Genomic DNA, 24,846 nt, shown 5'->3' on the forward strand with positions numbered 1-24,846 from the left:
TCTTGCCACATTTAGCCGGACTGCCGGTACTCCCGGACGTTAGGACGACCCGTGACCAACCCCTCATGTATTGAAGCGCCCCTCCCCAAAGGGGTAAGCGATTTTCTCCCGGAAACCGCAGACAAGATCACCTTCATCGCGGACAGCATCCACCGAGTTTTCGAGCTCTGGGGCTTCAGGCGCATGATCACCCCGCTGCTCGAGTTCGAGGACGTGCTCGCGCGCATGGGGGACGAACTGCGCAGCAAGACCTTCCGCTTCGACGACCGCCAGACCGGCCGCCTCCTCGCCATTCCGCCCGACATCACCCCGCAGGTGGCGCGCGTCGTCGCCACACGGATGCACGCCCTTCCCCTGCCGCACCGCATTTACTATTCCGGTCGCGTGCTCAGGCAGGCGCAGATGCAGTCCGGCAGAAGCCGCGAGATCTTCCAGTCCGGCGTCGAGCTGATCGGCCTGAACTCGCCCGAAGCGGACGCCGAGATGGTAGCCATGGCGGTCGAGGTCCTGAAAAACCTCGGCTTCACCGGCTTCAAGCTCGACCTGGGGCAGGTCGAGTTCTACCGCGGCATCATGGACAGCTCCGGGCTCAGCGCCGAGGTCAGGGCGCAGTTGCAGGAGGCGATCAGCAAGAAAGAGGTCACCGCGGTGCGCTCCATCCTGGAAGCCGCCGGCGCCCCCGAGCGGGTGAAGGAAGAGATCTCCCTGCTGCCAAGGCTTTACGGCGGACGCGAAGTGCTGAAGGAAGCGGCCCGCATCGCCGGCAACGAGCGCTCCAAGAAGGCGCTCGACAACCTGGCCCAGGTGATCGAGATCCTCGACATCTACGGCGTAGCCGAGCACCTCACCATCGACCTCGGGGAGATCCGCGGACTCGACTACCACACCGGCATCACCTTCGAGGGGTTCGTTCCCGGCATCGGCGAGGCGGTCTGCAGCGGCGGCCGTTACGACGACCTCACCGCGAAGTACGGCTACCCCGCTCCGGCGACCGGCTTCACCTTCAACATCCTCGCCCTGCTCGCCTGCATGGCGAAGCGGCCTGAGGTGGAGGCGTCGAGCAGCCGCGACTTCCTCATCTTCAACAAAAAGGACGAGCGCCGCGAGGCACTCGAGGTGGCGCAGAAACTGAGGAGCCTCGGCTATACATGCGCCAGGGACATCATCAAGCGTGACTTTGAAAGCTCGTTGGATTACGCCAAAAAGACGGACATCCGTATGCTTTTGGTGATCGGAGCCGAGGAGTGCGCGGCGGACCAGCTCTACCTGGTACGCGTCGCGGACCGGCGCGCCGTCGCCGTCAGCAAAGAGGAGTTGTTCGACAAGGGTCTCGATTTGAAATTCGATCAAGAAGGGGAGAATCATGGCTAACGTCGTTGTAATTGGTGCCCAGTGGGGCGATGAGGGTAAAGGCAAGGTAGTCGACATCTATACGGAATATGCCGACAACGTGGTGCGTTACCAGGGGGGCAACAATGCCGGGCACACGCTGGTGGTGGGTGACGAGAAGGTCATCCTGCACCTGATCCCGTCCGGGATTTTGCACGACGGCAAGCGCTGCGTCATCGGCAACGGCGTCGTACTCGACCCCGAGGTCTTCATCATGGAGATCACCCGTCTCAAGAGCAACGGGTACCTCAAGGATGACAGCATGCTGCTTCTTTCCGAGGCGCTGCACATCATCATGCCTTACCACAAGCGGATCGACATCGCCCGCGAGAGAAACTCAGGCGCCAAGAAGATCGGCACCACCGGGCGCGGCATCGGCCCCGCATACGAGGACAAGATCGGGCGCCGCGGCATCCGCCTCATGGACCTCCTGGACGAGAAGGCCTTCACCCGCAAGGTGAAAGAGGTGCTCGACGAGAAGAACCTGATCCTCACCCAGCTGTTGGGCGACGAGCCCTTCACCTTCGAGGAGATCTACAACGAATACATGGAGTACGCCAAGGTGCTGCGCAAGTACGCCGCGGACACCTCCCTTCTCTTGCACCGCGAGATCAAGGCGGGCAAGAGCCTCCTCTTTGAAGGGGCACAGGGTACGCTCCTCGACGTCGACCACGGCACCTACCCGTACGTCACCTCCTCCTCCACCTGCTCCGGCGGCGCCTGCACCGGCAGCGGCGTTTCGCCGAGGGAGATCCACGAGGTGGTCGGCATCTCCAAGGCCTACGCGACCCGCGTGGGGAGCGGTCCCTTCCCGACCGAGCTGCTCGACGACACCGGGGAGGCGCTGCGCCAGGCAGGACGCGAATTCGGCTCCACCACCGGGCGTCCGCGCCGCTGCGGCTGGTTCGACGCACTGGTCGCGCGCTACGCCGTGCGGGTGAACGGCCTCTCCGGCATCGCCATCACCAAGCTCGACGTACTCACAGGGCTTGAGACCATCAAGGTCTGCACCGCATATAAATACAAGGAGCAGATCCTCGACGAAATCCCGGCGAGCCTCGAGGTGATGGAGCAGTGCACCCCGATCTATGAAGAACTCCCCGGTTGGAGCGAGGACATCACCGGCGCGAAGAGCCTTGCCGAGCTCCCGAAGAACGCCCAGGCCTACGTAACGCGCGTGCAGGAGCTCTCCGGAGCCCCGGTAGTGCTCGTTTCCGTCGGCCCGCGCCGCGACGAAACCATCGTGCTCAGGAACCCTTTCGAGCGCCGCTGATTTTTTAATAAAAAGTGTTGACTGGCAGAAATCGATTTGCTATAAGGTTGTTCTTGCTTCGCTGCACTGTTTGAGCCGCTAGCTCAGTTGGTAGAGCACCTGACTTTTAATCAGGTGGTCGTTGGTTCGATCCCAACGCGGCTCACCATCCGTCCCCATCGTCTAGCCCGGCCCAGGACACCGCCCTTTCACGGCGGCGACGCCGGTTCAAATCCGGCTGGGGACGCCACTCAAACAACAGCATAAAGGGGATTTCCCCTTCGAGGGAGCCGCTAGCTCAGTTGGTAGAGCACCTGACTTTTAATCAGGTGGTCGTTGGTTCGATCCCAACGCGGCTCACCACCCCTCAAAAACAGGTTAAGTTTGCACCCAAACTTAACCTGTTTTTTTCGGTCCCATCGTCTAGTGGTTAGGACACCGGCCTTTCACGTCGGTAACAGGGGTTCAAGTCCCCTTGGGATCACCACCAAAAGAAAGGCCGCCTCCCTCAGGGAAGGCGGCCTTTTCTTTTTGCCGCTTCCGGCCCAGCCTTACGCTTCCTTTTTCCCCGGCCACACCCGCATGCAGTACGGACATTCCTTCACCTCGTACGGCACCGTATCGCGCAACTGCTCCTGGTCACGGCTTTCGGCGCACCCTTTGGCAACCGGATAGGTGTGGATGGTGTTCTGCTTGATGAAGTACAGCATGACCTGCCTCCTTATTTCCAAAAGGATTCCCGGCGAAATCACCGCCAATTGAAGAGTATGGTAAAGAACGATGTTGTCAACAGTGGGAAACTGGTCTAAAACTCATCCTGCTGCAGACAGTGTCACGCGTCCAGCGCCAATGTCAGTAAATGCCGGTACGACCCATCCTCTATGACTTCTCTCGACACCAAGACGCAGCACCCGCAGTCCGTGCTCGGCCACGAGCCGTTCCGTCTCTTCTGGCTCGCCCGCGTCTGCTCCTCGGTTGCGCTGCAGATGCAGGCGGTAGCGGTCGGTTGGCAGATCTATTCCCTGACCGGCTCCGTCTTCTACCTGGGACTCGTGGGGCTCGCCCAGTTCCTCCCCATGTTCATGCTCACCCTCGCCGTGGGACACGTCGCCGACCGCTACGACAGGCGCCGCATCGCCGGGGCCTGCCAGGTGCTGGAGGGAGCGGCCCTGGTCGTACTGGCTCTTGGGACGTGGATGGGATGGCTGCAAAAGGAGGGGATTCTCGCCGTCGTCTTCGTCGCGGGCGCGCTGCGCGCCTTCGAGGGGCCGACCATGCTCACCCTGGTCCCGTGGCTTGTGCCGCAGCACCTGATCCCGCGCGCACAGGCGTGGTCCGCATCGGCGAACCAGACCGCGAGCATCGCCGGCCCGGCCCTGGGCGGCCTCCTCTACGCCCTCGGCCCCACCACGGTCTACGGTTCCGCCGCCGCCCTCTTCTTCTGCGCGAGCTTCCTTCTTTCCCGCATCGATGTGGAGCGTCCCCCCGCAAGCCGTGAGCCGGCCACCCTTACCTCCCTCTTTGCCGGGATCGCCTTCATCAGAAGCCGACAGGAGATCCTGGGGGCCATCTCGCTCGACCTCTTCGCGGTACTCCTGGGGGGTGCGACGGCACTTTTGCCGGTGTTCGCCCGAGACATCCTGCACACCGGTCCGCTCGGTCTGGGTCTCTTGCGCGCCGCCCCGGCCCTGGGCGCCCTCGCCGTTTCGCTCTTTCTCGCCCGGAACCCGCTCGGTGGCCGGGTCGGGCGCACCATGTTCGTCAGCGTGTTCCTCTTCGGCGCGGCCACCGTCGTCTTCGGCCTCTCCAGCTCCTTCACCCTCTCCATGCTCTCCCTGGCCGTACTCGGAGCGGCCGACATAGTAAGTGTCGTCATCCGCTCGTCGCTCGTGCAGATCGAGACGCCGGACGAGATGCGCGGCAGGGTGAGCGCGGTCAACTCTATGTTCGTCGGGACCTCGAACCAGTTGGGGGAGTTCGAGTCAGGGGTGACGGCCGCCCTTTTCGGCACGGTGCCCGCCGTACTGATCGGTGGCGTCGGGACCATGCTCGTCGTGCTCTTGTGGATGCGTCTCTTCCCGAGACTCCTGGAAGTGGACCGATTGGGAAGGGAGTGATCAGGAGAGGGCGCGCACCGGACAGGCAGCGACGCAGGCGCCGCAGCAGGTGCAAAGCTGCGGGCGGACCAGCAGGGCGTACTTCCGGTACCCGGATACCTCGAGGGTGATGCACCGCTCGCGGCAGGCGGCAACGCAGCGCCCGCAACCGGTGCAACGGTCGGGATCTATCTCCGGAAAGTCATGAGGCAGCGGCATTGTATCTGATCCTTGTCGTGACTGGTTGAGACCGACAGCTTCTATTAAACAGAGCTAAAACCCCTTGCACAGCAACGGGGCAGCGCTTAGAATATCGCAGTCGACCTACACTACACAAGACAGGAGGTTCTTGAATGAAAAAGATAGGCGTAATTCTCTCAGGCTGCGGTGTGCGCGACGGCAGCGAGATTCACGAGGCGGTGCTCACATTGCTCGCCATCGACAACAACGGCGCCAAGGCGGTCTGCTTCGCACCGGACGTGGAACTCGACGAGGTGAACCACGTGACCATGCAGGAGACCGGCGCGAAGCGCAGGGTGCTCGTGGAGGCGGCCCGCATCGCGCGCGGCGAGATCTCCGACGTGAAGAACGCGAAGGCCGCCGAGCTCGACGCCATCGTCTTCCCGGGTGGCTTCGGCGCCGCCAAGAACCTCTGCAACTTCGCGGCGGCGGGGCCTCAGGGTAGCGTGCAGCCCGACGTGCTCAAGCTGATCCGCGAGATGGCGGCGGCGAAAAAGCCGATCTGCGCCATCTGCATAGCACCCGCCGTCATCGCCCTCGCCCTCGGCAAGGAACTGGCACCGAAACTCACCATAGGCAACGACCCGGGCACCGCCCAGGCGATCGGCGCAACCGGCGCGACTCACGTCGAGTGCCCGGCGGTCGACTGCATCGTAGACCGCGACAACCTGATCGTCTCGTCCCCCGCCTACATGCTTGCCGGCGGCATCGCCGAGGCGGGAAAGGGGATCGAGAAGGCGATCAAGGCGACCCTCGAACTGATAAAGTAATCGCCCCGCGCAGGACGACCACGTCTCTCCTCACCGTAAAAAACTTCATTGGGCTTGAAGGCTGCCGCATTTTGCCCTAAGATGCGGCAGCTTCAATGAACGCTTTTATGGAGGGAATACTACAGATGCGCAAAATGTTACTGCTCTTGGCGGGCGCGCTGCTCATGGCAGCCCCCCTTGCGGGAGAGGCATCGGCGGAGGAGTTGAGGGGGAGGATCGCGGTGAGCGGCAAGATCGGTATCACGAACCCCGCCGACTCCGAGATGAACAGCCAGTACGGCAAGATGGTGGTTTCCAGCGACGCGGGACTGATCGGGGGCCTAGGGCTCATGTTCGGGGTGGATGACAACGTCGCGGTGGAGATGGAAGTAAGCCGCTCGTCCTTCGACACCTCGGACTTCGGCGACGCCGACGTGACCGACGTCTCCATAGGTGCCCAGTACCGCTTTCAGGGACAGAGAACCGTGGTTCCGTACGTGGGTGCCGGACTCGACGTCCTCATCAACGACCTGGATCGGAAGTACACCAACACAACTGTCGGCGCCCACGTAAGCGGCGGCCTGGACTGTTTCGTGAACCGGCAGGTGGCCCTCAACCTCGAGCTCAAGGGGATCGAGTCGTTCAAGGCGGACGTGGACGGCCCGAACGGCAGCGGTAAATTCGACCCCTCCGCCCTCTCCTTTACCGTAGGGGCGAGGTTCTTTTTCAACTAAGAAAGCGGCATCAGGAAAAGAACGACCGGCTCCCTCGCCCCTCTAACGAAGGGCAGGGAGCCAACACCTCTCAACCCGCTGTTTCCCCGCCAAACGCCTTCAGGTATTCACGCTTCAGACGGCCGGTATCGCCCCCCTCGATGAAATCCCAAGGGAGCATCTCGTCGAGCGGCACCTCCCGGTGCACGTACCCGTCGCAATCGAGGTCCGTCTCCCGCAGCGCCTCCTTCCAGTTGTGCAGCCGGTCCGCCGCGATGAGAAGTTCGGCAAGCCGCCGGTCCCCACGCGACAAAAGCGCCTGCTGGTACGCCTCGCGCGGGCTCTCCATCTGCAGCTTCACGTTGGAAAGCCGCCCGAGCGCCTTCTGCAGGAACTTCCATTTCTTCTCCAGCGACTTCACCGGCTCCATGGCGCACCACTGGAACGGGGTGAAGGGCTTGGGGATGAACGGGTTCACGGAAAGCTGGATCTCGCCCAGGCGCCGGTTCGCCTTCGCCGCCGCCAGCACCCGCTCCCTGATCTTCACCGTGAGCGCCACCAGCTCCTCCAGGTCCTCCTGGGTTTCGGTGGGAAGCCCGATGATGAAGTAGAGCTTCAGGTTCAATATGTCGTGACTCACCAGCATGTCGCAGGCGGCAAGGATCTGCTCCTCGTCGATCCCCTTCTTCACGAGATCCCTGAGGCGCTGCGAGCCTCCCTCGGGGGCGAGCGCTACCGACTTCTGCCCGCTCGCCTTGAGCGCCTCGATCATCCGGCCGTCCAGATGGTCGATCCGGAACGAGGAGACCGAGAACTTCCCCCCCGCGGCGACGATGTCGCAGCAGAGATCCCCGATGCCGGTGTAGTCCGAAACCGCGGCGGCCACGAGGCCCACCTTCCTACCCTCCCCCACACCTTTCATCACCTCCCGGTGCACGAGTTCCGGGGAGCGCGTCCGGTACGGCAGGTAGATGAATCCGGCGGCGCAGAAACGGCAGGCACGCGGGCAGCCGCGTGAGAGCTCGACCAGGTGCATCCCGGAGAATTCGGTCGCCTCGGTGTGGAGCACGGTGGCGGTAGGGCGGCTCTCCGGGTCGGGGTCCCAGAGGCGGCACACCTTGTCAGGTGCACCCGGCGCGACCTTGAGCGCCACCTGCCGTGCCCCATCGTACTCCGGTTCGTACAGCGACGGCACGTACACGCCGGGGAGGACGGAGGCCTCCGCGAGAAGATCCCGGCGCGACCCGGCACCGCGCTGCAAAAGCTCGATTAGCGCGGGGAGGATGGGCTCGGCCTCCCCCACGCAGACGAGGTCGAGGAAGGGGGCAACCGGTTCCGGGTTCAGGAAAAAGGCCGCTCCTCCCGCCATGACAAGCGGCTGCAGCGGCGAACGTCCCGCCGCGAAAGGGTGGATCCCGCTGAGACGGAAGATGACGGGGAGGTTCAGGTAATCGCTCTCGAAGGATATGGAAAAGGCGATGAGGTCGAACGAGGAGAGCGGACGTTCCGTCTCCAGGGAGAGAATCGTCTCCCGCGTCCGCTCGAGCTCCTCCAGCTCTTCCCGCTCCGGCAGGAAGGCACGATCGCAGGTGACGCCGGGGAGGGCGTTCAGCATGGCGTAAACCGCCTGGAAGCCCAGGTTGCTCATGGCGGAGTGGTAGCGGTTGGGGTAAACCAGACAGCAGGAGAGGCCTCCGCCACCCTTGCCGGTGACCGGGCCGCTTTCCCCTGCCAGAAGGGCGCGTTTTCTTTCGATGATCTTCCAAGACATTGCGCCAAATTACCATCTTTGGGCGACCGGGTGAAAGAAAAAAGAAGAAAGCGCAGCTTATGGAACCGCTCCGCTGCTCGCGCTGGACCCTGCACGCGCGCCGTATACGTGGGATCAAAACTAATGAAAGCACAATTACTTGTTTTTACACGACTAATCTGCTATGGTTCGGCCATTTTAAACAAATGTTCCGAAGGAGCGGTAATGGTACTCAAGGACATGGAGGACATCCGAAACAAAGCGGATTGTCTCAAGTCGGAGCAGGAAGTCGAGGAGGCGCTGTCACGCATGGCGCAGGAGATCGCGGAGCGCCTGGCGGGAACGGACCCGGTGGCATTCTGCATCATGAACGGCGGGTTGTTCGTGACCGGCAAACTGGTGGACAAGCTCCCCTTTGCCCTGGAGTTGGATTACCTCCACGCCACCCGTTACGGCGCGGAGCTTTTCGGCGGCAACCTGCTCTGGAAGGTGAAGCCGGAACGCTCGCTGAAGGGACGCACGGTGCTCTTGATCGACGACATCCTGGACGAAGGGGTGACGCTCGCCGAGATCACCAAGTTCTGCCAGGAGGAAGGGGCGGCCCAGGTGTACACCGCCGTTCTCGTGGACAAGATACACGACCGCAAGGCGCCCGGCGCCAAGGCCGACTTCGTCGGTCTCGAGGTTGAAGACCGCTTCCTGTTCGGCTGCGGCATGGACATCGCAGGATACTGGCGCAATCTGCCCGCACTCTACGCTATGAAGGAGCAAAACCAGTAATGACCTCACGTATAGCCTCTTACTTCCAGTTCCAGCGTTTCGGCACCACCATGAAGCGTGAGATCATCGCCGGTCTCACCACCTTCCTCACCATGGCGTACATCATCATCGTCAACCCGGCCATCCTCGAGAACGCCGGCATCCCGCGCGGTCCCTCCACCACCGCGACCATCATCGCCGCCGTCTTCGGCACCGTGCTCATGGCCTTCTTCGCCAACCGCCCCTTCGCCATCGCCCCATACATGAGCGAGAACGCCTTCATCGCCTTCGTCGTCGTCAAGGTAATGGGGTATTCCTGGCAGACCGCGCTCGCCGCCGTCTTCTTCGCCGGCGTCATCTTCACGCTCCTTACCCTGTTCAAGGTGAGGAGCTGGCTCGCCGAATCGATCCCGCTCTCGCTCAAATGCGCCTTCGCCACCGGCATCGGCCTTTTCCTGACCTTCATCGGCCTGAACGAAACCGGCATCGTCGTGCTCGGCGTTCCGGGCGCGCCGGTGAAACTGGGCGATCTCTCGCAGCCTTCGGTGCTCCTTGCCGTATGCGGCCTGCTGTTCACCGTGGTGCTCATCTCCCGCAAGGTGCTCGGGTCGATGATGATCGGCATCGTGGTCACCACCATCGCCTCCATCGTCCTCAAGGTGACCCCGCTTCCGAACTCCTTCGTGAGCATGCCCCCGGACATCACCCCGATCCTCTTCAAGCTCGACTTCGCTGGCGCCCTTACCCCCGGCTTCTTCCCGATCATCCTGACCATCTTCATCATGGCGTTTCTCGACACCGTCGGGACGCTCCTCGGCCTCTCCATGCGCGCCGACCTCCTCGACGACAACGGCAACCTCCCGGAGATCGAGAAGCCGATGCTGGCCGACGCGCTCGCCACCGTCGCCGCGCCGCTTCTCGGCACCACCACCACCGGTGCCTACATCGAGTCGGCCGCCGGTATCGAGGAAGGGGGCCGTACCGGCTTCACCGCGCTAGTCACCGCGCTATTCTTCCTGCTCGCGCTCTTCTTCGCACCGCTTTTCACCATCGTGCCGGCGCACGCCTACGGCATCGCACTCATCGTGATCGGCTCCTACATGATCAGCCCCCTCGCGAAGATCGATTTCGACGACTTCACCGAGCTGATTCCGGCCTTCCTGACCGTGGTGCTGATGATCTTCACCTACAACATCGGGGTCGGCATGACCGCCGGCTTCATCGCCTATCCCCTCATGAAGGGGGCGACGGGCCGCATCAAGGAGATGAAGGGGGGCATGTGGGTACTGGCGCTCCTGTCGCTCTCCTACTTCCTCTTCGGCGCCAAGTAAACCGGCGCCGCCGCAACCGGCAACCCGAGGCCGCCGCACCGAAAGGTGCAGCGGCCTTTTTTTGTCCCCTCCACGGCGTTTCGCCCCCCAGCATTTCACCCCGCATTTTTTGGCTAAAGTTTTCGCTGGCCGCGGCCGATATGAAAACGAAATTCAAAACCTCTTAGAGACAACGATAAGAAGCAGGCTGCGCCGCGGCCGAAGGTAGGGGAGGCCGGAACATCCCCGCAAGAAAGGAATATCCATCATGTTGAAGAACCTGAAGATACGCACAAAGCTGTCGTTGATGATCGCTGTTCCCGTCCTGGGCATGGTGCTCTTCTCACTCTGGAACGCAAAGAAGGACTACGCGCAGCTCCAGGGTTTGGTCCAGACCCAGAACCTGACGGCTCTCGCGGTGCAGGTGGGAGAGCTATCGCACCAGATCCAGAAAGAGCGCGGCTACACATCCGGCTTTCTCAATGCAAAAGGGACGAAGTTCAAGGAGGAGCTCGCCGGGCAGCGTGCCAAGGTGGACAAAGCGATCGAGGATGTGACCGCTTTCCAGAATAAAAACGAGGACTCGGTGAAGCTTGTGAAACCGAGCCTCGACACGGCCGCAGCCGCGATCGACAAGCTGAAGGCGACCCGTGCCGGGATCGACACCCTGCAGGTCACCGGCGCCCAGGCCTACACCTTCTACACCGGCCTCATCAACTCCTATATGGACGTAGTGGCCGCGGTCGCCACCACCAGCGGCAGGCGCGAGGTGATGCGCCAGGCAACCGCCTACTACAGCTTCGTTAAAGCCAAGGAGGAGACCGGCAAGGAACGCGCAGCCCTCAACGCGGTCCTCGCCGCAGATACGCTCGACCAGGACAGACTGCAGCGCACCATGACCATACTCGCCGCGCAGCAGGACTACCTCGACCTGTTCCGCAAGTTCGCCTCACCTGAGGCAGTCAGCGCCTTTGATGAGAAGGCAAAAGCCCCGGTATTCGCGAAAGTCGAGGAGATAAGGGGTGCGGTGCTCTCCAAGGGGATCGCCGGCCACTTCGGCATCCCGGCCGAGACCTGGTTCCCGGTCATCACCGAGAAAATCGACACCATGAAAGAGGTCGAGGACGTGCTCACCAAAGAGATCCTCGCCACCGCCGGCGGGCTCGCGCACAGCGCCAAAGTCACCCTCATAATGAGCCTCGTACTCGCCGCCCTGGCGAGCCTCGGCACCTGCCTGCTCGGCTTCATCATCACGGCCGGCATCACGAGACCGCTCTCCCGGATGCTCGGCATGCTCAAGGACATCGCGGAGGGGGAAGGCGATCTCACCAAGCGGCTTGAGGTCGGGCGCAAGGACGAACTTGGCGAGGTGAGCACCTGGTTCAACCGCTTCATCGAGAACGTGCACGGCATCGTCGCGCAGCTATCCAGCAACACCCTGCAGCTCTCCGCGTCATGCCAGCAACTGAGCTCAACCGCGGTTCAGATAGCGACCGCCGCCGAGGAGGTTGCCTCGCAGTCCGGCGCGGTCGCCACGGCGAGCGAGGAGATGAGTGCCACATCGAACGACATCTCCGCCAACTGCTCCCAGGCGGCGGAATCCTCGAACCGCGCCAGCGACACGGCGCGCGGCGGCGCCGAAGTGGTGCAGCAGACCCTGATCGGCATGCAAAAGATCGCCGAAAGGGTCCAGGAGTCGGCGCGGACGGTACAGAACCTCGGCACCCGCTCCGACGAGATCGGCGCCATCGTCGGTACCATCGAGGACATTGCGGACCAGACGAACCTGCTTGCGCTGAACGCAGCCATCGAGGCGGCCAGGGCCGGCGAGCAGGGACGCGGCTTCGCCGTGGTGGCCGACGAGGTGCGGGCGCTCGCGGAGAGAACCACCAGGGCGACCAAGGAGATCGGCACCATGATCAGGGCGATCCAGGGGGACACGAACGGGGCGGTCACGAGCATGAAGCTAGGCGTACAGGAGGTGGAGAGCGGTATGGATAGCTCGCGCCGCTCCGGCGAGGCCCTCGACCAGATCTTGAACGCAATCGGCGAGCTCACCACACAGATCCATCAGATCGCCACGGCGGCGGAAGAGCAGACCGCAGTGACCGGCGAGATAACCGCCAACATCGGCACCATCACCGGGGTGGTCTCCGAGACGGCAAACGGGGCGCACGAGACGGCAAGGGAGGCGACGCAAATGTCCACCCTCGCCTCGGAACTGCAACAGATCGTGGGGCGGTTCAAGCTCGCGTAAAAGCGCAAGGCACAAACTCACGACCGCTGCATCTTCGCCGCATCTACGCAGAAGACAACAGAAACTCGCCAGGCGTCGATGCTCTGCGCAGCATGGCTTATCCAATAGCCCCCCCATCTCACAGGGGGGGCTTTTCATTGCACCCGCTCAGGGCGCTCGCACATCCATGCCGGGTGCCGTGGGCATTGATCCAGCCCGCCACGCATGCAAAGTGATGACTCCCGCGTCGGGCATCGATCTTTTTGCACCGGAAGGTTGACAGCAAGAAAGGTCCCCTTATACTTGGTGAAAATTTCCTAAAAAAGGAGACCAAAACATGAAAAAGGTACTGATCGCTTTCGTACTCACCCTGTTAAGCAGTGCTTCCGCTTTCGCCGCCGGCCAAGCCCATACCAACGTAGGATGCGGCCTCGGCACCATGATCTTCCAGAACAAAGCCGACAACTCGATCATCCTCCAGGCCTTCCAGGCCACCACCAACGGCACCTCGGGTTCCCAGACCTTCGGCATCACCTCCGGTACTTCCGAGTGCCAGCAGCCGAGCAAGATCGCCCAGAACGAGAAGCTGAACCAGTTCGTGCGCGCGAACATGGACAACCTCGCCAAAGAAATCGCCATGGGCAAAGGTGAAACCTTGGATACCTTCGTCGAGATGCTCGGGGTGAAAGGGGCCGAAGGGGACGCCTTCAAGGCGAAGCTGCAGGCTAACTTCAGCAGCATCTTCACCTCCGACAAGATCGTGATGGCCGAGGTGATCGACAACGCGGTGGCGGTAAACAACAACTAGAACAGGGCCGCCTTTTCTCAGTCGGGTGTGCAGCGCAAGCTGTGCACCCGTTTTTTTGTCTGTCGCACCGCCTCAAACCATGCTATGAGCACTGTAATGATCCGATCCCTGCTGCGCCACGCCTTCCTTGCCTTCGCGTTCGTCACCTGCACCGCCGCCGCGTCAGTTGCAGAGGACGCCGGTAATTACCCTGAGCAGTTGATCCGCAGCGCCAGAGAAACTCATCTCGCAGAGCAGCGGGGTTGGCACATCCTGCTGCACTACAAGAAAAGGCTCACCGGCGGTACGATAAGCCGCATCTCGGATCCCGCCTTTTTTCTTTCCCGCTCCGGCAGAACCGACCCCGAGGCTGAGCTCGAAGCGACCATCGGTGCGTTTTTCACGCCGTCCGCTCCCGACGGGGAGCACCCCATCTGCCGCTTCCCTGCGCGCCTTGCCTGGCTCAGCGAACAGCTGCAAATCGACCCGGCGCGGCTTCCTGCCGCCGCCTGCTCGGAGCAAAAAGAACAGTTGCGCACCATCGATGCACGCTCCGCGGTCCTCGTCTTCCCGGTCGGACACATCAACAGTCCCGCCTCCATGTTCGGGCACACCCTGATCCGCATCGACGGCAGCAGCAAGAGCAGCCTCATCTCCTACGCGGTGAACTACGCGGCCGACGCCAACGACACGAACGGCTTTCTCTACGCCTTCAAGGGGCTCTCCGGCTTCTACAAGGGGTACTATTCCCTCCTTCCCTACTACGAGAAGGTGAAGGAGTACGCCGACCTCGAGCACCGCGACATGTGGGAGTACCGGCTTAAGCTCTCAAGGGAGGAGGTGGAGCGCCTGCTCCTGCATGCCCTGGAGCTGCAGCGCATCTCCTCGGACTACTATTTCCTCGACGAGAACTGCTCTTACAACCTCCTGTTCCTGCTCGAGGCGGCGCGCCCGACGCTGCACCTGTCGGACCAAACCGGCGTCTTCGTGCTGCCGACCAACACCATCGACATCGCAAGGCAAAGCGGCATCCTCGAGGACGCGGTCTACCGCCCCTCGCAGGGAAGGCGCATCGCGCAGATCGCCTCGCTGCTTGACGAACAAGGGCAGCAGGCGGCCCTCGAGCTCGCCCGGGGGAAACGGGAGGCGAAGAGCCTGCGGGCCGGCGATGCCGGCGACGAGCAAAGGCGGGAGATCCTTGACTTGGGGGCGGAACTCATCCAGTTGCGCCTGTCCAGAAAGGAACTCGAGCAGCAGGATTACAACCGGCTCTACCTGAAGATCCTTGCGGAGCGGAGCGCACTTGGCAAGGGAGAGGCCGCCTACGACATCGCCCCCCCTCCCCCTCCCGACGCCGGGCATCGCACCAGCGCGGTCGGCATCGGCGGCGGGGTGCGCCGCGGCGACGGTTATGCAGCTCTTCACCTGCAACCGGCCTTCCACAGTCTCCTCGACCCGGACCAGGGGTACCTTGCCGGGGCGCAAATCAAGTTCTTCGACACACTCGTCGACTACGTACCGGAGCAGGAACGCCTGAGGCTGCGCACCATGCACCTGCTCGACATCCTCTCCGCCGCCCCCAGGGACCGCTTCTTCAGGCCCTTCTCCTGGAAAATCGCAGCGGGATGGGACACCGAGGTGATGGAGGACGGGCGGGATTCCCTGATCTTCCGGCTGAACAGCGGCGGCGGGCTTGCACGCAGGTCCCCCTTCGGCGGCATCCTGTACGCCTTCGCGGAGGCGGACGTAAACGCGGGGAAAAGGCTGCGCGGGTCGGTTGCGGCGGCCCCTGGCGTGTCGCTTGGGGCGCTCGAACAGGTGCGCGACTGGTGGAAGGTTCAGCTTCTGGGTGAGGCCTTCTTCTACGTGGTCGGGGACGACCGCGTATCGCTCAAAGCAAGTCTCGCGCAAAACTTCAGACTGGCACAGCACCAAAGCCTTGCATTCGTACTGAGTTACGGCGATGTCTCCGGGCACGCAGTCCCAGAAGCAAGAGTTCTCCTTAACTGCTACTTCTGAGGTAACTTCTCTTTTAGTGATTCAACTCACAGGGATTCACCGCAAGTACATAGCCATTTTATTGACATCGGAGAGGGCAATGTGCATAATTTTCAAAACACATACATAACTGCAAGATAGACGATAATACTCAACCATCCGCGAGGATGGGGCGGAAAGCCTATTGGGTCTCCCTGAGACAGCCGGGTTGCCGAAATATCACTGGATATTCTGCCCCGGCTTTTTTGCGTTCCGCGGCGGAGCTGACTGGAGTGCAGGCCCAGGGGAGATTATCGTCATGCGTTGCACCCTCTTCAGCCCCGTCGTGGTTTTCCGCTCGCTCATCGTGACGCGCCAGATAAGCGGCGTACCACTGAAAAACTGCGGCTGCTATATAAATCTAAGCCTCGCCCTGCAGCAGGGGGTGCACCTGCGCCACCGCGCCGGCTGCGCCTTCTTCCTGCAACACCCTCAGGCGCACATGGAGGGGAAGGCATGCTAGAAGAACCCAACCTCTCCACCCAGTTCCTCTACGAGGCCCTGAGCCGTGGGAAGCGGGAATGGGAACTCACCTTCGACGCGGTTCCCGACCTCATCTTCATAACCGACACCCGGCACACCATCACCCGCGTCAACCGCGCCATGGCGGAACGTGTCGGGATGCATCCCTCCGAGCTCCCCGGCCGCAAATGCTACGAGATCTTCCACGGGCTCATGGCATCCCCCGACACCTGTCCTTTCCTGCGGCTCATGAAAGACGGCGACGCCCCGAACGTTGAGATCGAGGAAAAGCATCTGGGCGGCTTCTTTGAGATATCCGTCTCTCCCCTTTACAACGAGGTCGGCGAGCTTGCCGCCTGCGTGCACGTAGCCCGCGACATCACCGAACGCAAGAAGGCCGAGGAATATCGACTTGCACTGGAACAACAGCTGCAGCAAACGCAAAAGCTCGAAAGCCTCGGTGTCCTTACCGGCGGCATCGCGCACGATTTCAACAACATCCTGACCATCATCCTCGGTCACTGCGCGCTCGCGCGCAGCATCTCTCTCCCGGAAACGACGCAAAGGCACCTCGAACAGATCGAGACCGCGGGGAACCGCGCCGCCGAGCTTTGCCGCCAGATGCTGACCTACGCAGGGAAAAGCCCGCTGGTGCAGTCCGAGATCGACCTAAGTGCCCAGGTGAGGGAGATGATCAGCATGCTCCAGCCCGCCTTCAAGAAGAACGTCGCCTTCCGCTGCGAACTCCCCCCACGGGTGCCGCTTGTGACCGGAGACCGGAGCCAGGTCCAGCAGATCATCATGAACATCATCGTGAACGCGGTGGAGGCGATCGGCGACAGCAAGGGGACGGTACGCGTCGATCTGGACAGCTGCACGGTGGGGGAAGGCGACGCCGATTTCTTCGGCGGCGAGATCCCTCCCGGTCCGTATGTCCGCCTCCAGGTGAGCGATACCGGCTGCGGGATGACCGAGGAGACCCAGCGACGTATCTTCGAGCCTTTCTTCACCACCAAATTTACCGGCCGCGGCCTCGGGATGTCCGCCATCATGGGGATCATCAAGTCCCACAAGGGTGCGTTGCAGCTTTTCAGCACACCTGGCAACGGCACCACCTTCAAGGTCTACTTCCCGGTAACCACCGTTTCAGGCGAAAAGCCTGCGGGTAGTGACGATCCCTCCCGGGCACCCGGCCCGCGCGAGCCGCTTAACGGCACCGTGCTTCTGGTCGACGACGAACCCGAGCTGCGCAGCGTCGGTACGGTCCTCCTCACCGCCCTCGGATGCAGGGTCGTCACCGCCGGCAACGGCCGAGAGGCGCTCGAAGTCTACCGGGACCGCGAAGGAGACATCGATCTGGTCGTCATGGACCTCACCATGCCGGAGATGGACGGCCTCGAGGCATACCACGAACTGCGCAAAAAGAACCTCGCGCTCCCCGTCCTTTTTTGCAGCGGCTATGGCAAGAAGGAGGTCTCTCCGTTCATCGACCGCGATCGTCGTGCCGCATTCATGGCGAAGCCGTACCGGATGGACCTGCTGCACGAGATGTTAGCGAAACTGTGGCAGGTCGACCGCATCCCCCCTCTGTAAACACCTTCTCCGCAGCTTTAAAGGTCCCCGCTTCCCAACACGTGCCTGTGCTGCTTCAAGGCGCATGCGAACAGGTGCTCCAGGTCCAGTGTATCTCCCAAGGAAACCCGGTTGACGGCATGCAGGCCGAGCCGGCGGTAGCTCTCGAACTGTGCCTCGTCGAACCACTGGTCCGAGGTCGGCTCGTGGGGAAACTCGGGGTGCGTCTTCAAGTAGTTGAGGAGGTCGGCGGGCTCGTCCCCGGTCAGCATCGGCTTCAGGTAAAGCAGTGCACCGTCTTCTGCCCCAGGGTCGCAGCAGGAGTACTTAACGGTGCCGACGGCGAAGTGGAGCTTCTTTGCCTGCATGCCGGTGAGATCGATCTCGATCTCGATGCCGAAATCCGCCCTCACCTTGCGCACCGCGTTCCCCAGGTCTTCGAACCGCCCCTCACAATCGCACCCCGCATCGCAGACGATGAGGTACCGGCATCTCCTGCGCACCATTTCGTACAGCGCGAGGTTTTCGAAGTGACCGCCGTCGGAGAGGTAGATGTCCCTGCTGTCCTCACGGGTCAGCCCCAGGGTCTCCTTAATCAGGGGGAGCAGGGCGAGCCCTGGTGACGCCTTGCGCCACGCCCCCCCCATACCGAGCCCCGGGTTACCCAGCCACCACCCCAACCTGACGTTGAACAAAGCCATCACAAAGGTGACCAAGGGAGAGGAGTGGTATCCCATGTTCGGGCTTGCCGCGGCACCCGAGATCGCCATGGCGGTCCCAAGCGTGACGGGGCTTGTGCGGGCACTCCTCCCCGCCCCGTAGGCGTCCATGCGGCGATATCCGCCGGGCTTCGCCCCTTTCGCCACATCTTCCGCGATCAGATCGGAGCCGGCGAAGAGAGGCGACATGATGAAGGAGGCCGCCTTACGCTGCTGCCAGGCGAGCCGCTTCCCCTTCACGAGGTTCCAGGCCATATTGATCACGTGGTAGGGGCGGGTGGCGACCTTGTCGAGGTCGAGGTCGTCCCTCCCGTCGAAGCCGGTGAAGGGGTTCGGACAGCGCTTCAGCCTAGCACGAGAGGCCCCGAGATAGCACCGGACCAGGCGGTTGCGATACATGGAGTGCATGGAGAAGGTGTTGATGTTGACCATGAGCGCCATCGCGAACCCGAGTGCCGAGGAGCAGAGCGCGACTTTAGCCAGTGTAAGAGCAGGGGGGTCGAGCAGGAGCCCGAGATGCGTGGTCAAATCGACGGGAAGTGCTGCCGTTGAAGAGGTGCCGGCCCACCTGAGGATGCAGGTCGTGAGAAGAGAAACTCCCTGCAGCAGGAAGAGCAAAAACAACACGGCCGCCACGGCAGGGAGCAGGGTACGGAGGCGGTCCATGGAGGCCCCGGGGCGCAGGGCCGGCGTGGCCGAATTTTTTCCCATCAAGGCCGCCGCTATGCCGGCTCCCCCACCGACAGCCGTGTAGAGTCCTTTCCAAAACGGCGCCCCCTCCGGGAGAATGAACCACGGGCCGTAAACCACCGCCGCCATCAACAGGCTCCAGAGTAGGGCCGCCATGATGGTGATCCCCCCGGCACGCCCCCACCACTCCCGGTCCTGGTCCCCGGTGCAGCGGGACAAAAGGGCGACGAGCACGGTCCCGGTCAGCAGATAATCGGCGAGCACCAACGGCACGGCGACCACCGCGTAGGCAAGCTTGCGGTGCCCTATATCCTCGGGCAGCAAGGGGAGAAGCCTCACGGCGGCAACCCAGCCGAGCACGCCGGCGAGTATCCCGGTAGCCACGGCACAGACGCAGAACGTCACAATACGCGCCATCGGCGGCATTGTGACATCCTTCCTCGCCCACAGCCACGCCATCCCCGCCCCCCAGCCGACAAAGTGCACGCAGGCGGCGTACACTGCGAAGTCCATGATGCCCGGATAAGCAACCGCCCCACTCAGATAACCGTTTCCCCAGTAGGCCGAGAGGAAGCAGGCCATAAGCAGCAGCGGTGCCAGGAAGAAGAGGACGAAATCGCCCCGGTCCCGCTTCCCGTCCCCTATGCTCGGCAGATCTGCCACGGTGTAGGCGATGGGGATTACGCCGAAGAACGCGGCAAGCCGTAGCAGGTCAAGTCCGCCGCCGGGATCGGCCCATCCCCCGCCGACCAGGAGCACCATGAACCTTGGCAACAGCAGGAAGGTGACAAAGAGCGGGATGAGGATGAGCCAGTTGAGCAGCAGGTTTCTGAGGTAGGTTCCGATAATGCTCCAGGTGTCGACACTGAGCACGCCCACCCGCGGGGTCAGGTAGTTGCTGTAGTCGCGCAAAAACCGCACCTGGTAAGGTTCCCTGCGCCGCGCCTGCGGGGACTCCTGCGCCAGCTCCTCCATGACGCGGGCCACCCGTTGCCGGGGAGTGCAGTTCTGGGCCGATATCCAGGATGTGAGCCAGCTCCCGATATATCCTCCGCCGGACACCGTCGAGAGGTAGTCCATCTCCCCCAGCACGCCACACCTGGCGAGCCCCTGCAGGACACCGAGGTTGAAGGTGGCGCTCCTGATGCCGCCGCCGGAAAGGCAGAGCGCGGCGAGCCGTGCGTCATGAAAGCGGTGGAACACCCGGAGCAGACGGGCTTCCTTTTCCTTCCCGCCCTGCGGAGACTCCCGCTCCCATCCCCCAACGCCCCGCCCCTTCCCGATCTCGACCAGCTCCTCGATGAGCATCTCGGGGAGTTCCAAGAATTGATCGTCGTGGCTCGGCTCCAGCTCGAGATCCTCCCGGTCAAGAAACCCCTCCTTCCCGGCGCAGCGGACGCAGGGCCATTCCCGCCCCAGCACCAGCACCTCGACCTCGGTACCTGCAGCTATCGACATGCGTGGATACCACAGCACCCTGCTCGGACCGCTGCGCAGAAAGACCCGGTAAAGCGTCTTCGCTTTCATGCCCCCTCCCAAGCATTAACTACAATTAATTGCTCAAGAATACCGGCTACAGACGGCGCGTCAACTATTGCATCAGTCATAAGTGCTGTCACAAAAAGGGATGCGATGTATGAACGACGAGACGGGAAGGCACAGCGCGGTGCTAATCTCTCCTTCAGTTTCTACTGCAAAAGCCGAAAAGAAGACGAATGCAGCATCACCACGGACGTAATCTAACTGCCACGACTCTATCCAACTGAACCGGAAGGTTAGCCCATGAAAGACCACTACTGGCGTGCCATAAGCATCGACAGCATAGATCCCGAATTCTTTCCGTCCATCCCGCTGTTCATGAAGAGTGCAGGGAACTACGTGCTGTACAAGGACGCTCAGAGAAAGTTCTCCAGTTCCGACCGCAGCAGGATGGAAAGAAACGGCATCGAGTTCATGTACGTCAGATCTGGCGATATGGAGGAGCTGTCGGCGTACCTGGAGAAGGGGCTGGATGAGCTGCTGAACAACGATGAATTGGACAGCGCAAGGAAAGGGAAGATCCTGTACCAGACCTCGATCAACTACCTGGTCGACGCCTTCGAGGCCCCCGAACAGGCGGCGAACCTGGAGCGATGCCGGCAACTGGTGCGTCACCTGATGCATTACGTGGCAGGCGACGAGCACGCCCTGCACTCGTTTCAGGGCGTCGTGGCCCATAACCTCTACATCTACGCCCACAGCGTACAGGTCACCGCGCTGAACCTCCTGGCACACGAAAAGCTCTTCCAGGTGGACCCGGACGAACTGGTGGATGTGGGGGTGGGGTCCATGCTGCACGACTACGGCATGATCTTCGTCACCAACGAGATACTGAACAAGCCGGACGCCCTCTCGGACGTCGAGTACTACAAGATCAAGCAGCACACCCAGAAGGGTTACGAGTTCCTGATGGACAGCCACCACTTCAGCGACGTCTCCCTCACCATCGTGCGTCACCACCATGAGCGCTACGACGGCAACGGCTATCCCACGGGACTAAAGGGCGACAACATCCCCCGTAGCGCCCAGCTCTCGGCCCTTTGCGACATGTACAGCGCCCTCACCCTCGACCGGGTGTACCGCAAGGCGGTCCCCCACCAGGAAGCGGTCCGCATGATGCACGAGGAATCGGGGAAGGCGTTCAACCCGCAGCTCCTCGAACATTTCATCGAGCTCGTCAGCGACCGCAAGGAATAACGCTCCTCACATTAGCCGGGCGACAAGCCTCTTTTTTAAGCATCAGCCCCACAGCCGAGATGGCAACGCAACCCGCCGACGCGCCTTTTACCCCGCATTTACCGCCACTTACCCATTTCACCCCGCCCGCCACAAAATTGACCTTTGCTAATAATATATGCTAATCTGATGTCAGCAGCACCGGATTGTATACATCTGCAACCTGGCACCGCGACGCTCTCAAGCAGGCGATGCCGCTTCGGACGCAGGCGGGGCCTCCCCACGAGACGGGGCATGGAGGTCAGAAGATGAGAACAGTAAGAAGGTTGCTATTCACAACGGTGGCAATGCTCGGCCTGATGGGAATGACGACCGGCTCAGGTTATGCCGCGGACACCGGCATGCACTCGGGCAAGACCCACAAGGCGTCGACCCATAAAACGACGCACAAAACAGGCGCCCACAAAACGATGCATAAGGGTACAACACACAGGACGGGCGCCGCTTCCGGCACAGGCGCTGGTGGTAGTGTCCAGAGCTTCGAGTCCGGGACATCGCTGCCAAGCGGCGTCGGCGCGAGAACTACGGTGCGGCAGGACTTCACCGTTGAACGGCTAGGTCCGGATACCGGCGGCGCCATGGGCACCGGCGCAGGCGGAACTGTGGGTGGAACCACTGGCACCTACGATCAGAGGGGCACCGGCGGTACCTATAACCAGGGGACTGGGCGTTACGATCAAAGAGGTAGCGGCACCTACTACGGAACCGGCGCCGGCAGCGGCACCGGCGGCACACTGAACCAGACCCCGGGCAGCCAGACCCCGGGCAGCTACTACAACCAGGGGACCGGCGGTACTTACTACAACCAGGGGACCGGTAGCGGCACCGGCGGCACGCTGAACCAGACTCCGGGCAGCCAGACCCCGGGCAGCTACTACAACCAGGGCACCGGCGGTACTTACGACAACCAGGGAACCGGGACCGGCACCGGCGGTACGTTGAACCAGACCACCCCGGGCACCAATGAAAACCAGGGTGCCGGCGGGACGTACTACAACCAGGGTACCGGCATCGGCACCGGCACAGGCGGAACCATGGGGACCGGCAGTATGGGGACCGGGACCGGCACAGGCACGATGGGCACCGGTACCGGCGGCACCACGGGCACCATGGGAACCGGCACTGGCTCGATGGGAACAGGCGGTAGCACCGGTACCGGAACCGGTGGCACGGGCTCGATGGGTACCGGCGGTGGTGTCGGTAGATAATCGGGATGGATTATGAGATTGCAGAAGAGGAAGGAAGGGTTACGGGATTTCCCGTAGCCCTTTTTTTATGCTCCGCCAGCGCCGCCCGCGGAAAGAAGCACGGCGCCCTGGGTCTCGCCATGCCTTGTGTCCCGGTCGTAGTCGATCTGGATCTCCTTGAGGTGCCGGAACTTCTCCTCAGTCCGCTTCGTTATCTCGGCGGCAAGTTCCTCTTCGCTGCCGAAACTGGGGAGGGTGGCGAACATCTCGTTCACCTGGGAAGCAGCCTGTACCGCCAGATCCTTGTGGCCGTACTCATGACGCTGCAGATGAGTGAGGTAATCCTTCCAACGGCTGGCAAGCTCGGGCGTACAGGAGTCGGCATCCAGCCGGGGGAGGTAGTAGCAGATCTCCACCGTCGTGTCCGCGGACCGTACCGAATAGCGGCCGTTGTTGCTGGTGACGCGGTACTTGTAATGGATGTCCCAATTGGTCAGGGCCGAGTAGACCTTGCCGTCGCTCCACTTGGTCCCTTTCTGGTTGATCTGCTCCCTCAGTTGATCGAGGCTGTTGCCGCTTATCTCATAAAAGCGGTACCCCTCACGGACCTTCAGCTCGCAGGACGGCGCTTCCGAAGCAAACAGATTGGACGAGCAGGCTAAAACAAGCAGGGCGATCGCCGCGCGGGCGGTTAAACGGTGCACCATAGGGAAGGAAACTCCGATATTGGGATGAAAAGGTGAAGCCACGATATCCCAATGAGGAGAAGGTACGGGTGACACGTGTCACAATGAAGCGAGATTCCGCCTTTTACCAGTCGCGTGCACAGTCGCTGCCGACAAGGGTGCGGTCCCACGGCGCCGCAGCGGATCTTTCCCGGTGCCCGCCCAGTCGCAAAACGGCAAGACACGCCGCACAGGTGGACGAGGTGAGGGTGAGGGCAAGTTGGGCCCCGGTGCACGCGGCGATGACGCCGACAAGGAGGCTACCGATGGGTGCCGCGCCCAGAAGGGCCAGGGTGTACGCCCCCATGACGCGGCCGCGCAGCCGGTCCGGGCATTTTTGCTGCAGAGAGCAGTTCACCCGGGCCAGGAAGATGACGACGGCGGCGCCAGCGGTGAAGAGCGAGACGAGGGATAGCAGATAGTTCGTGGAAAGCGCGAAGAGCAGCAGCGCAAGCGGTAACAGCATCCCCGCCGGCAGGTGGCCGTCGCGCCGTTGCGGCAGCCGTGCGGAGGCGGCGAGCCAGAGGGCGGCAAGCAGGGACCCTCCGCCAAGGGAGGCGGACATGGTGCCGAGGCCCCGGGGGCCCGCAGCCAAGGAGTCGGCGAACACCGGGAGCAGGGGAACAAACGGGATAGCGAGAAGGCTCACAAGCAGCACCGAGGTGAGGAGCAGGGTGATCTCCCGGTGCATCATTACAAAGCGCACCCCTTCGCGCAGTTCCGCCGCAGACAGGGACCGACACCTCACGGGATGCTCACCCCCGTGGTATGGAACGCGCACGAAGAGTAACGTCACCCCTCCGGCAAGAAAGCTCATGGCGTTTATGAAAAAGCAGGAAGCGGCTCCGCAGGAGGCGATGAGGCACCCCGCTGCGGCGGGGCCAAGGAGGCGGGTCGCGTTGAAGGCTACCGCGTTGCAGGCGACGGCCTGACCGAGCTGCTCGCGCGGAACGAGCTCAGCGAGGAGTGCCTGGCGCGCAGGGACGTCGAAGGCGTTCAGCGTTCCCTGAAAGAAGGCGAGCGCCATGATGGCCGGCGTGGTCGCCGCACCTCGAAAAGCCAGCACCCCGAGCGTAAGACTCGGGACGATCGAGCTAAGCTGTGTGACCAGGAGGAGGGTGCGACGGTCGAAGCGGTCCGCGCTCGCCCCACCAAACACCCCGAAGAGCAGCACCGGCAGGGAAAGCATCACCGCCGTGAGCGCCAGATGCGCCGGCGACCCGGTCAGGGACCAGACCAGCCACCCCTGGGCCACCGACTGCATGACGCTTCCGAGCCAGGAGAGCCCCTGCCCGGTCCAGAAGAGGCGGTAGTTGCCGTCGGTGATCAGGGGAATGCGTTTGGCGATCTCCATACCTGCCTCATTGAAACTATCCTGGCCAAGAGAGGAGGGCCGCA

20 protein-coding genes, 4 tRNA genes and 1 riboswitch are annotated in these 24,846 nt (G+C 62.3%); of the genes, 18 read left to right on the forward strand and 6 right to left on the reverse strand.

What is annotated here, in order from left to right:
- Positions 1-51 precede the first annotated feature (51 nt).
- The 6 genes from E8L22_RS02380 to E8L22_RS02405 all read left to right on the forward strand — a co-directional run bounded on the left by E8L22_RS02380 (position 52) and on the right by E8L22_RS02405 (position 3,128).
- A complete protein-coding gene (locus tag E8L22_RS02380) occupies positions 52-1,371 on the forward strand; it encodes an ATP phosphoribosyltransferase regulatory subunit (protein ID WP_136523678.1) in 1,320 nt (439 codons plus the stop codon).
- The gene (locus E8L22_RS02385) at positions 1,364-2,662 is read left to right on the forward strand and encodes an adenylosuccinate synthase (RefSeq protein WP_136523679.1); all 1,299 of its coding nucleotides are present in this window, start codon (positions 1,364-1,366) and stop codon (positions 2,660-2,662) included. The genes E8L22_RS02380 and E8L22_RS02385 overlap by 8 nt, the downstream gene beginning before the upstream one ends.
- A 72-nt stretch (positions 2,663-2,734) precedes the next feature.
- Positions 2,735-2,810, forward strand: a tRNA-Lys gene (locus tag E8L22_RS02390).
- Positions 2,811-2,813: 3 nt separating this feature from the next.
- Positions 2,814-2,891: transfer RNA gene (locus tag E8L22_RS02395), tRNA-Glu, on the forward strand.
- 37 nt (positions 2,892-2,928) lie between these two features.
- Positions 2,929-3,004 (forward strand) — tRNA-Lys (locus E8L22_RS02400).
- Between the two features lie 49 nt (positions 3,005-3,053).
- Positions 3,054-3,128 (forward strand) — tRNA-Glu (locus tag E8L22_RS02405).
- 64 nt (positions 3,129-3,192) lie between these two features.
- Here the strand turns inward: E8L22_RS02405 and E8L22_RS21455 are convergent.
- Complete coding sequence (locus tag E8L22_RS21455; protein WP_198420107.1) at positions 3,193-3,351, reverse strand: hypothetical protein; 159 nt, start codon at positions 3,349-3,351, stop codon at positions 3,193-3,195.
- A 171-nt stretch (positions 3,352-3,522) separates the two neighbouring features.
- Here E8L22_RS21455 and E8L22_RS02410 point away from each other — a divergent pair, with 171 nt between their 5' ends.
- Positions 3,523-4,758: an MFS transporter gene (locus tag E8L22_RS02410; protein ID WP_136523680.1), complete on the forward strand. Its 1,236-nt coding sequence runs from the start codon at positions 3,523-3,525 to the stop codon at positions 4,756-4,758.
- On the opposite strand, the gene E8L22_RS02415 is transcribed toward E8L22_RS02410, so the two are convergent.
- Entirely contained in the window at positions 4,759-4,956 is a 198-nt protein-coding gene (locus E8L22_RS02415; protein WP_136523681.1) for a 4Fe-4S binding protein, read from the reverse strand.
- Between the two features lie 134 nt (positions 4,957-5,090).
- Between E8L22_RS02415 and elbB the strand changes: the two genes are divergently transcribed.
- Together elbB and E8L22_RS02425 are read left to right on the forward strand one after the other, a co-directional pair.
- Entirely contained in the window at positions 5,091-5,747 is a 657-nt protein-coding gene (gene elbB / locus E8L22_RS02420) for an isoprenoid biosynthesis glyoxalase ElbB (protein WP_136523682.1), read from the forward strand.
- 125 nt (positions 5,748-5,872) lie between these two features.
- Positions 5,873-6,460: an outer membrane beta-barrel protein gene (locus tag E8L22_RS02425; RefSeq protein WP_136523683.1), complete on the forward strand. Its 588-nt coding sequence runs from the start codon at positions 5,873-5,875 to the stop codon at positions 6,458-6,460.
- Between the two features lie 70 nt (positions 6,461-6,530).
- Here E8L22_RS02425 and E8L22_RS02430 read toward each other — a convergent pair whose 3' ends face one another.
- Positions 6,531-8,210 (reverse strand): radical SAM protein, encoded by a 1,680-nt coding sequence (locus E8L22_RS02430; protein WP_136523684.1) that lies wholly within the window; start codon positions 8,208-8,210, stop codon positions 6,531-6,533.
- 204 nt (positions 8,211-8,414) lie between these two features.
- Here E8L22_RS02430 and E8L22_RS02435 point away from each other — a divergent pair, with 204 nt between their 5' ends.
- The 7 genes from E8L22_RS02435 (at position 8,415) to E8L22_RS02465 (ending at position 17,373) form a co-directional block, all read left to right on the forward strand.
- A complete protein-coding gene (locus tag E8L22_RS02435; RefSeq protein ID WP_136523685.1) occupies positions 8,415-8,969 on the forward strand; it encodes a hypoxanthine-guanine phosphoribosyltransferase in 555 nt (184 codons plus the stop codon).
- The gene (locus tag E8L22_RS02440) at positions 8,969-10,279 is read left to right on the forward strand and encodes an NCS2 family permease (RefSeq protein WP_162604764.1); all 1,311 of its coding nucleotides are present in this window, start codon (positions 8,969-8,971) and stop codon (positions 10,277-10,279) included. Before E8L22_RS02435 ends, E8L22_RS02440 begins: the two co-directional genes overlap by 1 nt.
- A 247-nt stretch (positions 10,280-10,526) precedes the next feature.
- Positions 10,527-12,515: a methyl-accepting chemotaxis protein gene (locus E8L22_RS02445; protein WP_136523686.1), complete on the forward strand. Its 1,989-nt coding sequence runs from the start codon at positions 10,527-10,529 to the stop codon at positions 12,513-12,515.
- Between the two features lie 316 nt (positions 12,516-12,831).
- Positions 12,832-13,302, forward strand: a complete 471-nt coding sequence (locus E8L22_RS02450; RefSeq protein WP_136523687.1) for a DUF3015 family protein — start codon at positions 12,832-12,834, stop codon at positions 13,300-13,302.
- 96 nt (positions 13,303-13,398) lie between these two features.
- Positions 13,399-15,300: an Lnb N-terminal periplasmic domain-containing protein gene (locus E8L22_RS02455; protein WP_136523688.1), complete on the forward strand. Its 1,902-nt coding sequence runs from the start codon at positions 13,399-13,401 to the stop codon at positions 15,298-15,300.
- Positions 15,301-15,418: 118 nt separating this feature from the next.
- A riboswitch (cyclic di-GMP riboswitch) is annotated at positions 15,419-15,495 on the forward strand.
- Between the two features lie 82 nt (positions 15,496-15,577).
- Positions 15,578-15,781: a hypothetical protein gene (locus tag E8L22_RS02460; protein WP_136523689.1), complete on the forward strand. Its 204-nt coding sequence runs from the start codon at positions 15,578-15,580 to the stop codon at positions 15,779-15,781.
- Positions 15,775-17,373, forward strand: coding sequence for a hybrid sensor histidine kinase/response regulator (locus E8L22_RS02465; RefSeq protein WP_136523690.1), 1,599 nt, complete (start codon positions 15,775-15,777; stop codon positions 17,371-17,373). The genes E8L22_RS02460 and E8L22_RS02465 overlap by 7 nt, the downstream gene beginning before the upstream one ends.
- Before the next feature lie 17 nt (positions 17,374-17,390).
- Here the strand turns inward: E8L22_RS02465 and E8L22_RS02470 are convergent, their stop codons facing one another.
- The gene (locus E8L22_RS02470) at positions 17,391-20,288 is read right to left on the reverse strand and encodes a patatin-like phospholipase family protein (RefSeq protein ID WP_162604765.1); all 2,898 of its coding nucleotides are present in this window, start codon (positions 20,286-20,288) and stop codon (positions 17,391-17,393) included.
- 255 nt (positions 20,289-20,543) lie between these two features.
- On the opposite strand from E8L22_RS02470, the gene E8L22_RS02475 reads away from it, so the two are divergent.
- Positions 20,544-21,497 (forward strand): HD-GYP domain-containing protein, encoded by a 954-nt coding sequence (locus tag E8L22_RS02475; RefSeq protein WP_136523691.1) that lies wholly within the window; start codon positions 20,544-20,546, stop codon positions 21,495-21,497.
- 287 nt (positions 21,498-21,784) lie between these two features.
- Positions 21,785-22,744, forward strand: a complete 960-nt coding sequence (locus E8L22_RS02480) for a hypothetical protein (protein ID WP_136523692.1) — start codon at positions 21,785-21,787, stop codon at positions 22,742-22,744.
- A 65-nt stretch (positions 22,745-22,809) separates the two neighbouring features.
- Here E8L22_RS02480 and E8L22_RS02485 read toward each other — a convergent pair whose 3' ends face one another.
- Together E8L22_RS02485 and E8L22_RS02490 are read right to left on the reverse strand one after the other, a co-directional pair.
- Entirely contained in the window at positions 22,810-23,430 is a 621-nt protein-coding gene (locus E8L22_RS02485; protein WP_136523693.1) for a DUF922 domain-containing protein, read from the reverse strand.
- A 103-nt stretch (positions 23,431-23,533) separates the two neighbouring features.
- Positions 23,534-24,802 (reverse strand): MFS transporter, encoded by a 1,269-nt coding sequence (locus E8L22_RS02490; protein ID WP_136523694.1) that lies wholly within the window; start codon positions 24,800-24,802, stop codon positions 23,534-23,536.
- Between the last annotated feature and the right edge of the window lie 44 nt (positions 24,803-24,846).

It is taken from the genome of Geomonas ferrireducens (assembly GCF_004917065.1).
Classification (GTDB): Bacteria; Desulfobacterota; Desulfuromonadia; order Geobacterales; family Geobacteraceae; genus Geomonas; species Geomonas ferrireducens.

What these genes read in the sequence shown, in the direction of transcription:
- E8L22_RS02385 (WP_136523679.1), top strand. Translation starts at nt 1,364, where the DNA reads ATGGCTAACGTCGTTGTAATTGGTGCCCAGTGGGGCGATGAGGGTAAA.
- E8L22_RS21455 (WP_198420107.1), bottom strand. Translation starts at nt 3,351, where the DNA reads ATGCTGTACTTCATCAAGCAGAACACCATCCACACCTATCCGGTTGCC.
- E8L22_RS02410 (WP_136523680.1), top strand. Translation starts at nt 3,523, where the DNA reads ATGACTTCTCTCGACACCAAGACGCAGCACCCGCAGTCCGTGCTCGGC.
- E8L22_RS02415 (WP_136523681.1), bottom strand. Translation starts at nt 4,956, where the DNA reads ATGCCGCTGCCTCATGACTTTCCGGAGATAGATCCCGACCGTTGCACC.
- elbB (WP_136523682.1), top strand. Translation starts at nt 5,091, where the DNA reads ATGAAAAAGATAGGCGTAATTCTCTCAGGCTGCGGTGTGCGCGACGGC.
- E8L22_RS02425 (WP_136523683.1), top strand. Translation starts at nt 5,873, where the DNA reads ATGCGCAAAATGTTACTGCTCTTGGCGGGCGCGCTGCTCATGGCAGCC.
- E8L22_RS02430 (WP_136523684.1), bottom strand. Translation starts at nt 8,210, where the DNA reads ATGTCTTGGAAGATCATCGAAAGAAAACGCGCCCTTCTGGCAGGGGAA.
- E8L22_RS02435 (WP_136523685.1), top strand. Translation starts at nt 8,415, where the DNA reads ATGGTACTCAAGGACATGGAGGACATCCGAAACAAAGCGGATTGTCTC.
- E8L22_RS02440 (WP_162604764.1), top strand. Translation starts at nt 8,969, where the DNA reads ATGACCTCACGTATAGCCTCTTACTTCCAGTTCCAGCGTTTCGGCACC.
- E8L22_RS02445 (WP_136523686.1), top strand. Translation starts at nt 10,527, where the DNA reads ATGTTGAAGAACCTGAAGATACGCACAAAGCTGTCGTTGATGATCGCT.
- E8L22_RS02450 (WP_136523687.1), top strand. Translation starts at nt 12,832, where the DNA reads ATGAAAAAGGTACTGATCGCTTTCGTACTCACCCTGTTAAGCAGTGCT.
- E8L22_RS02455 (WP_136523688.1), top strand. Translation starts at nt 13,399, where the DNA reads ATGATCCGATCCCTGCTGCGCCACGCCTTCCTTGCCTTCGCGTTCGTC.
- E8L22_RS02460 (WP_136523689.1), top strand. Translation starts at nt 15,578, where the DNA reads ATGCGTTGCACCCTCTTCAGCCCCGTCGTGGTTTTCCGCTCGCTCATC.
- E8L22_RS02465 (WP_136523690.1), top strand. Translation starts at nt 15,775, where the DNA reads ATGCTAGAAGAACCCAACCTCTCCACCCAGTTCCTCTACGAGGCCCTG.
- E8L22_RS02470 (WP_162604765.1), bottom strand. Translation starts at nt 20,288, where the DNA reads ATGAAAGCGAAGACGCTTTACCGGGTCTTTCTGCGCAGCGGTCCGAGC.
- E8L22_RS02475 (WP_136523691.1), top strand. Translation starts at nt 20,544, where the DNA reads ATGAAAGACCACTACTGGCGTGCCATAAGCATCGACAGCATAGATCCC.
- E8L22_RS02480 (WP_136523692.1), top strand. Translation starts at nt 21,785, where the DNA reads ATGAGAACAGTAAGAAGGTTGCTATTCACAACGGTGGCAATGCTCGGC.
- E8L22_RS02485 (WP_136523693.1), bottom strand. Translation starts at nt 23,430, where the DNA reads ATGGTGCACCGTTTAACCGCCCGCGCGGCGATCGCCCTGCTTGTTTTA.
- E8L22_RS02490 (WP_136523694.1), bottom strand. Translation starts at nt 24,802, where the DNA reads ATGGAGATCGCCAAACGCATTCCCCTGATCACCGACGGCAACTACCGC.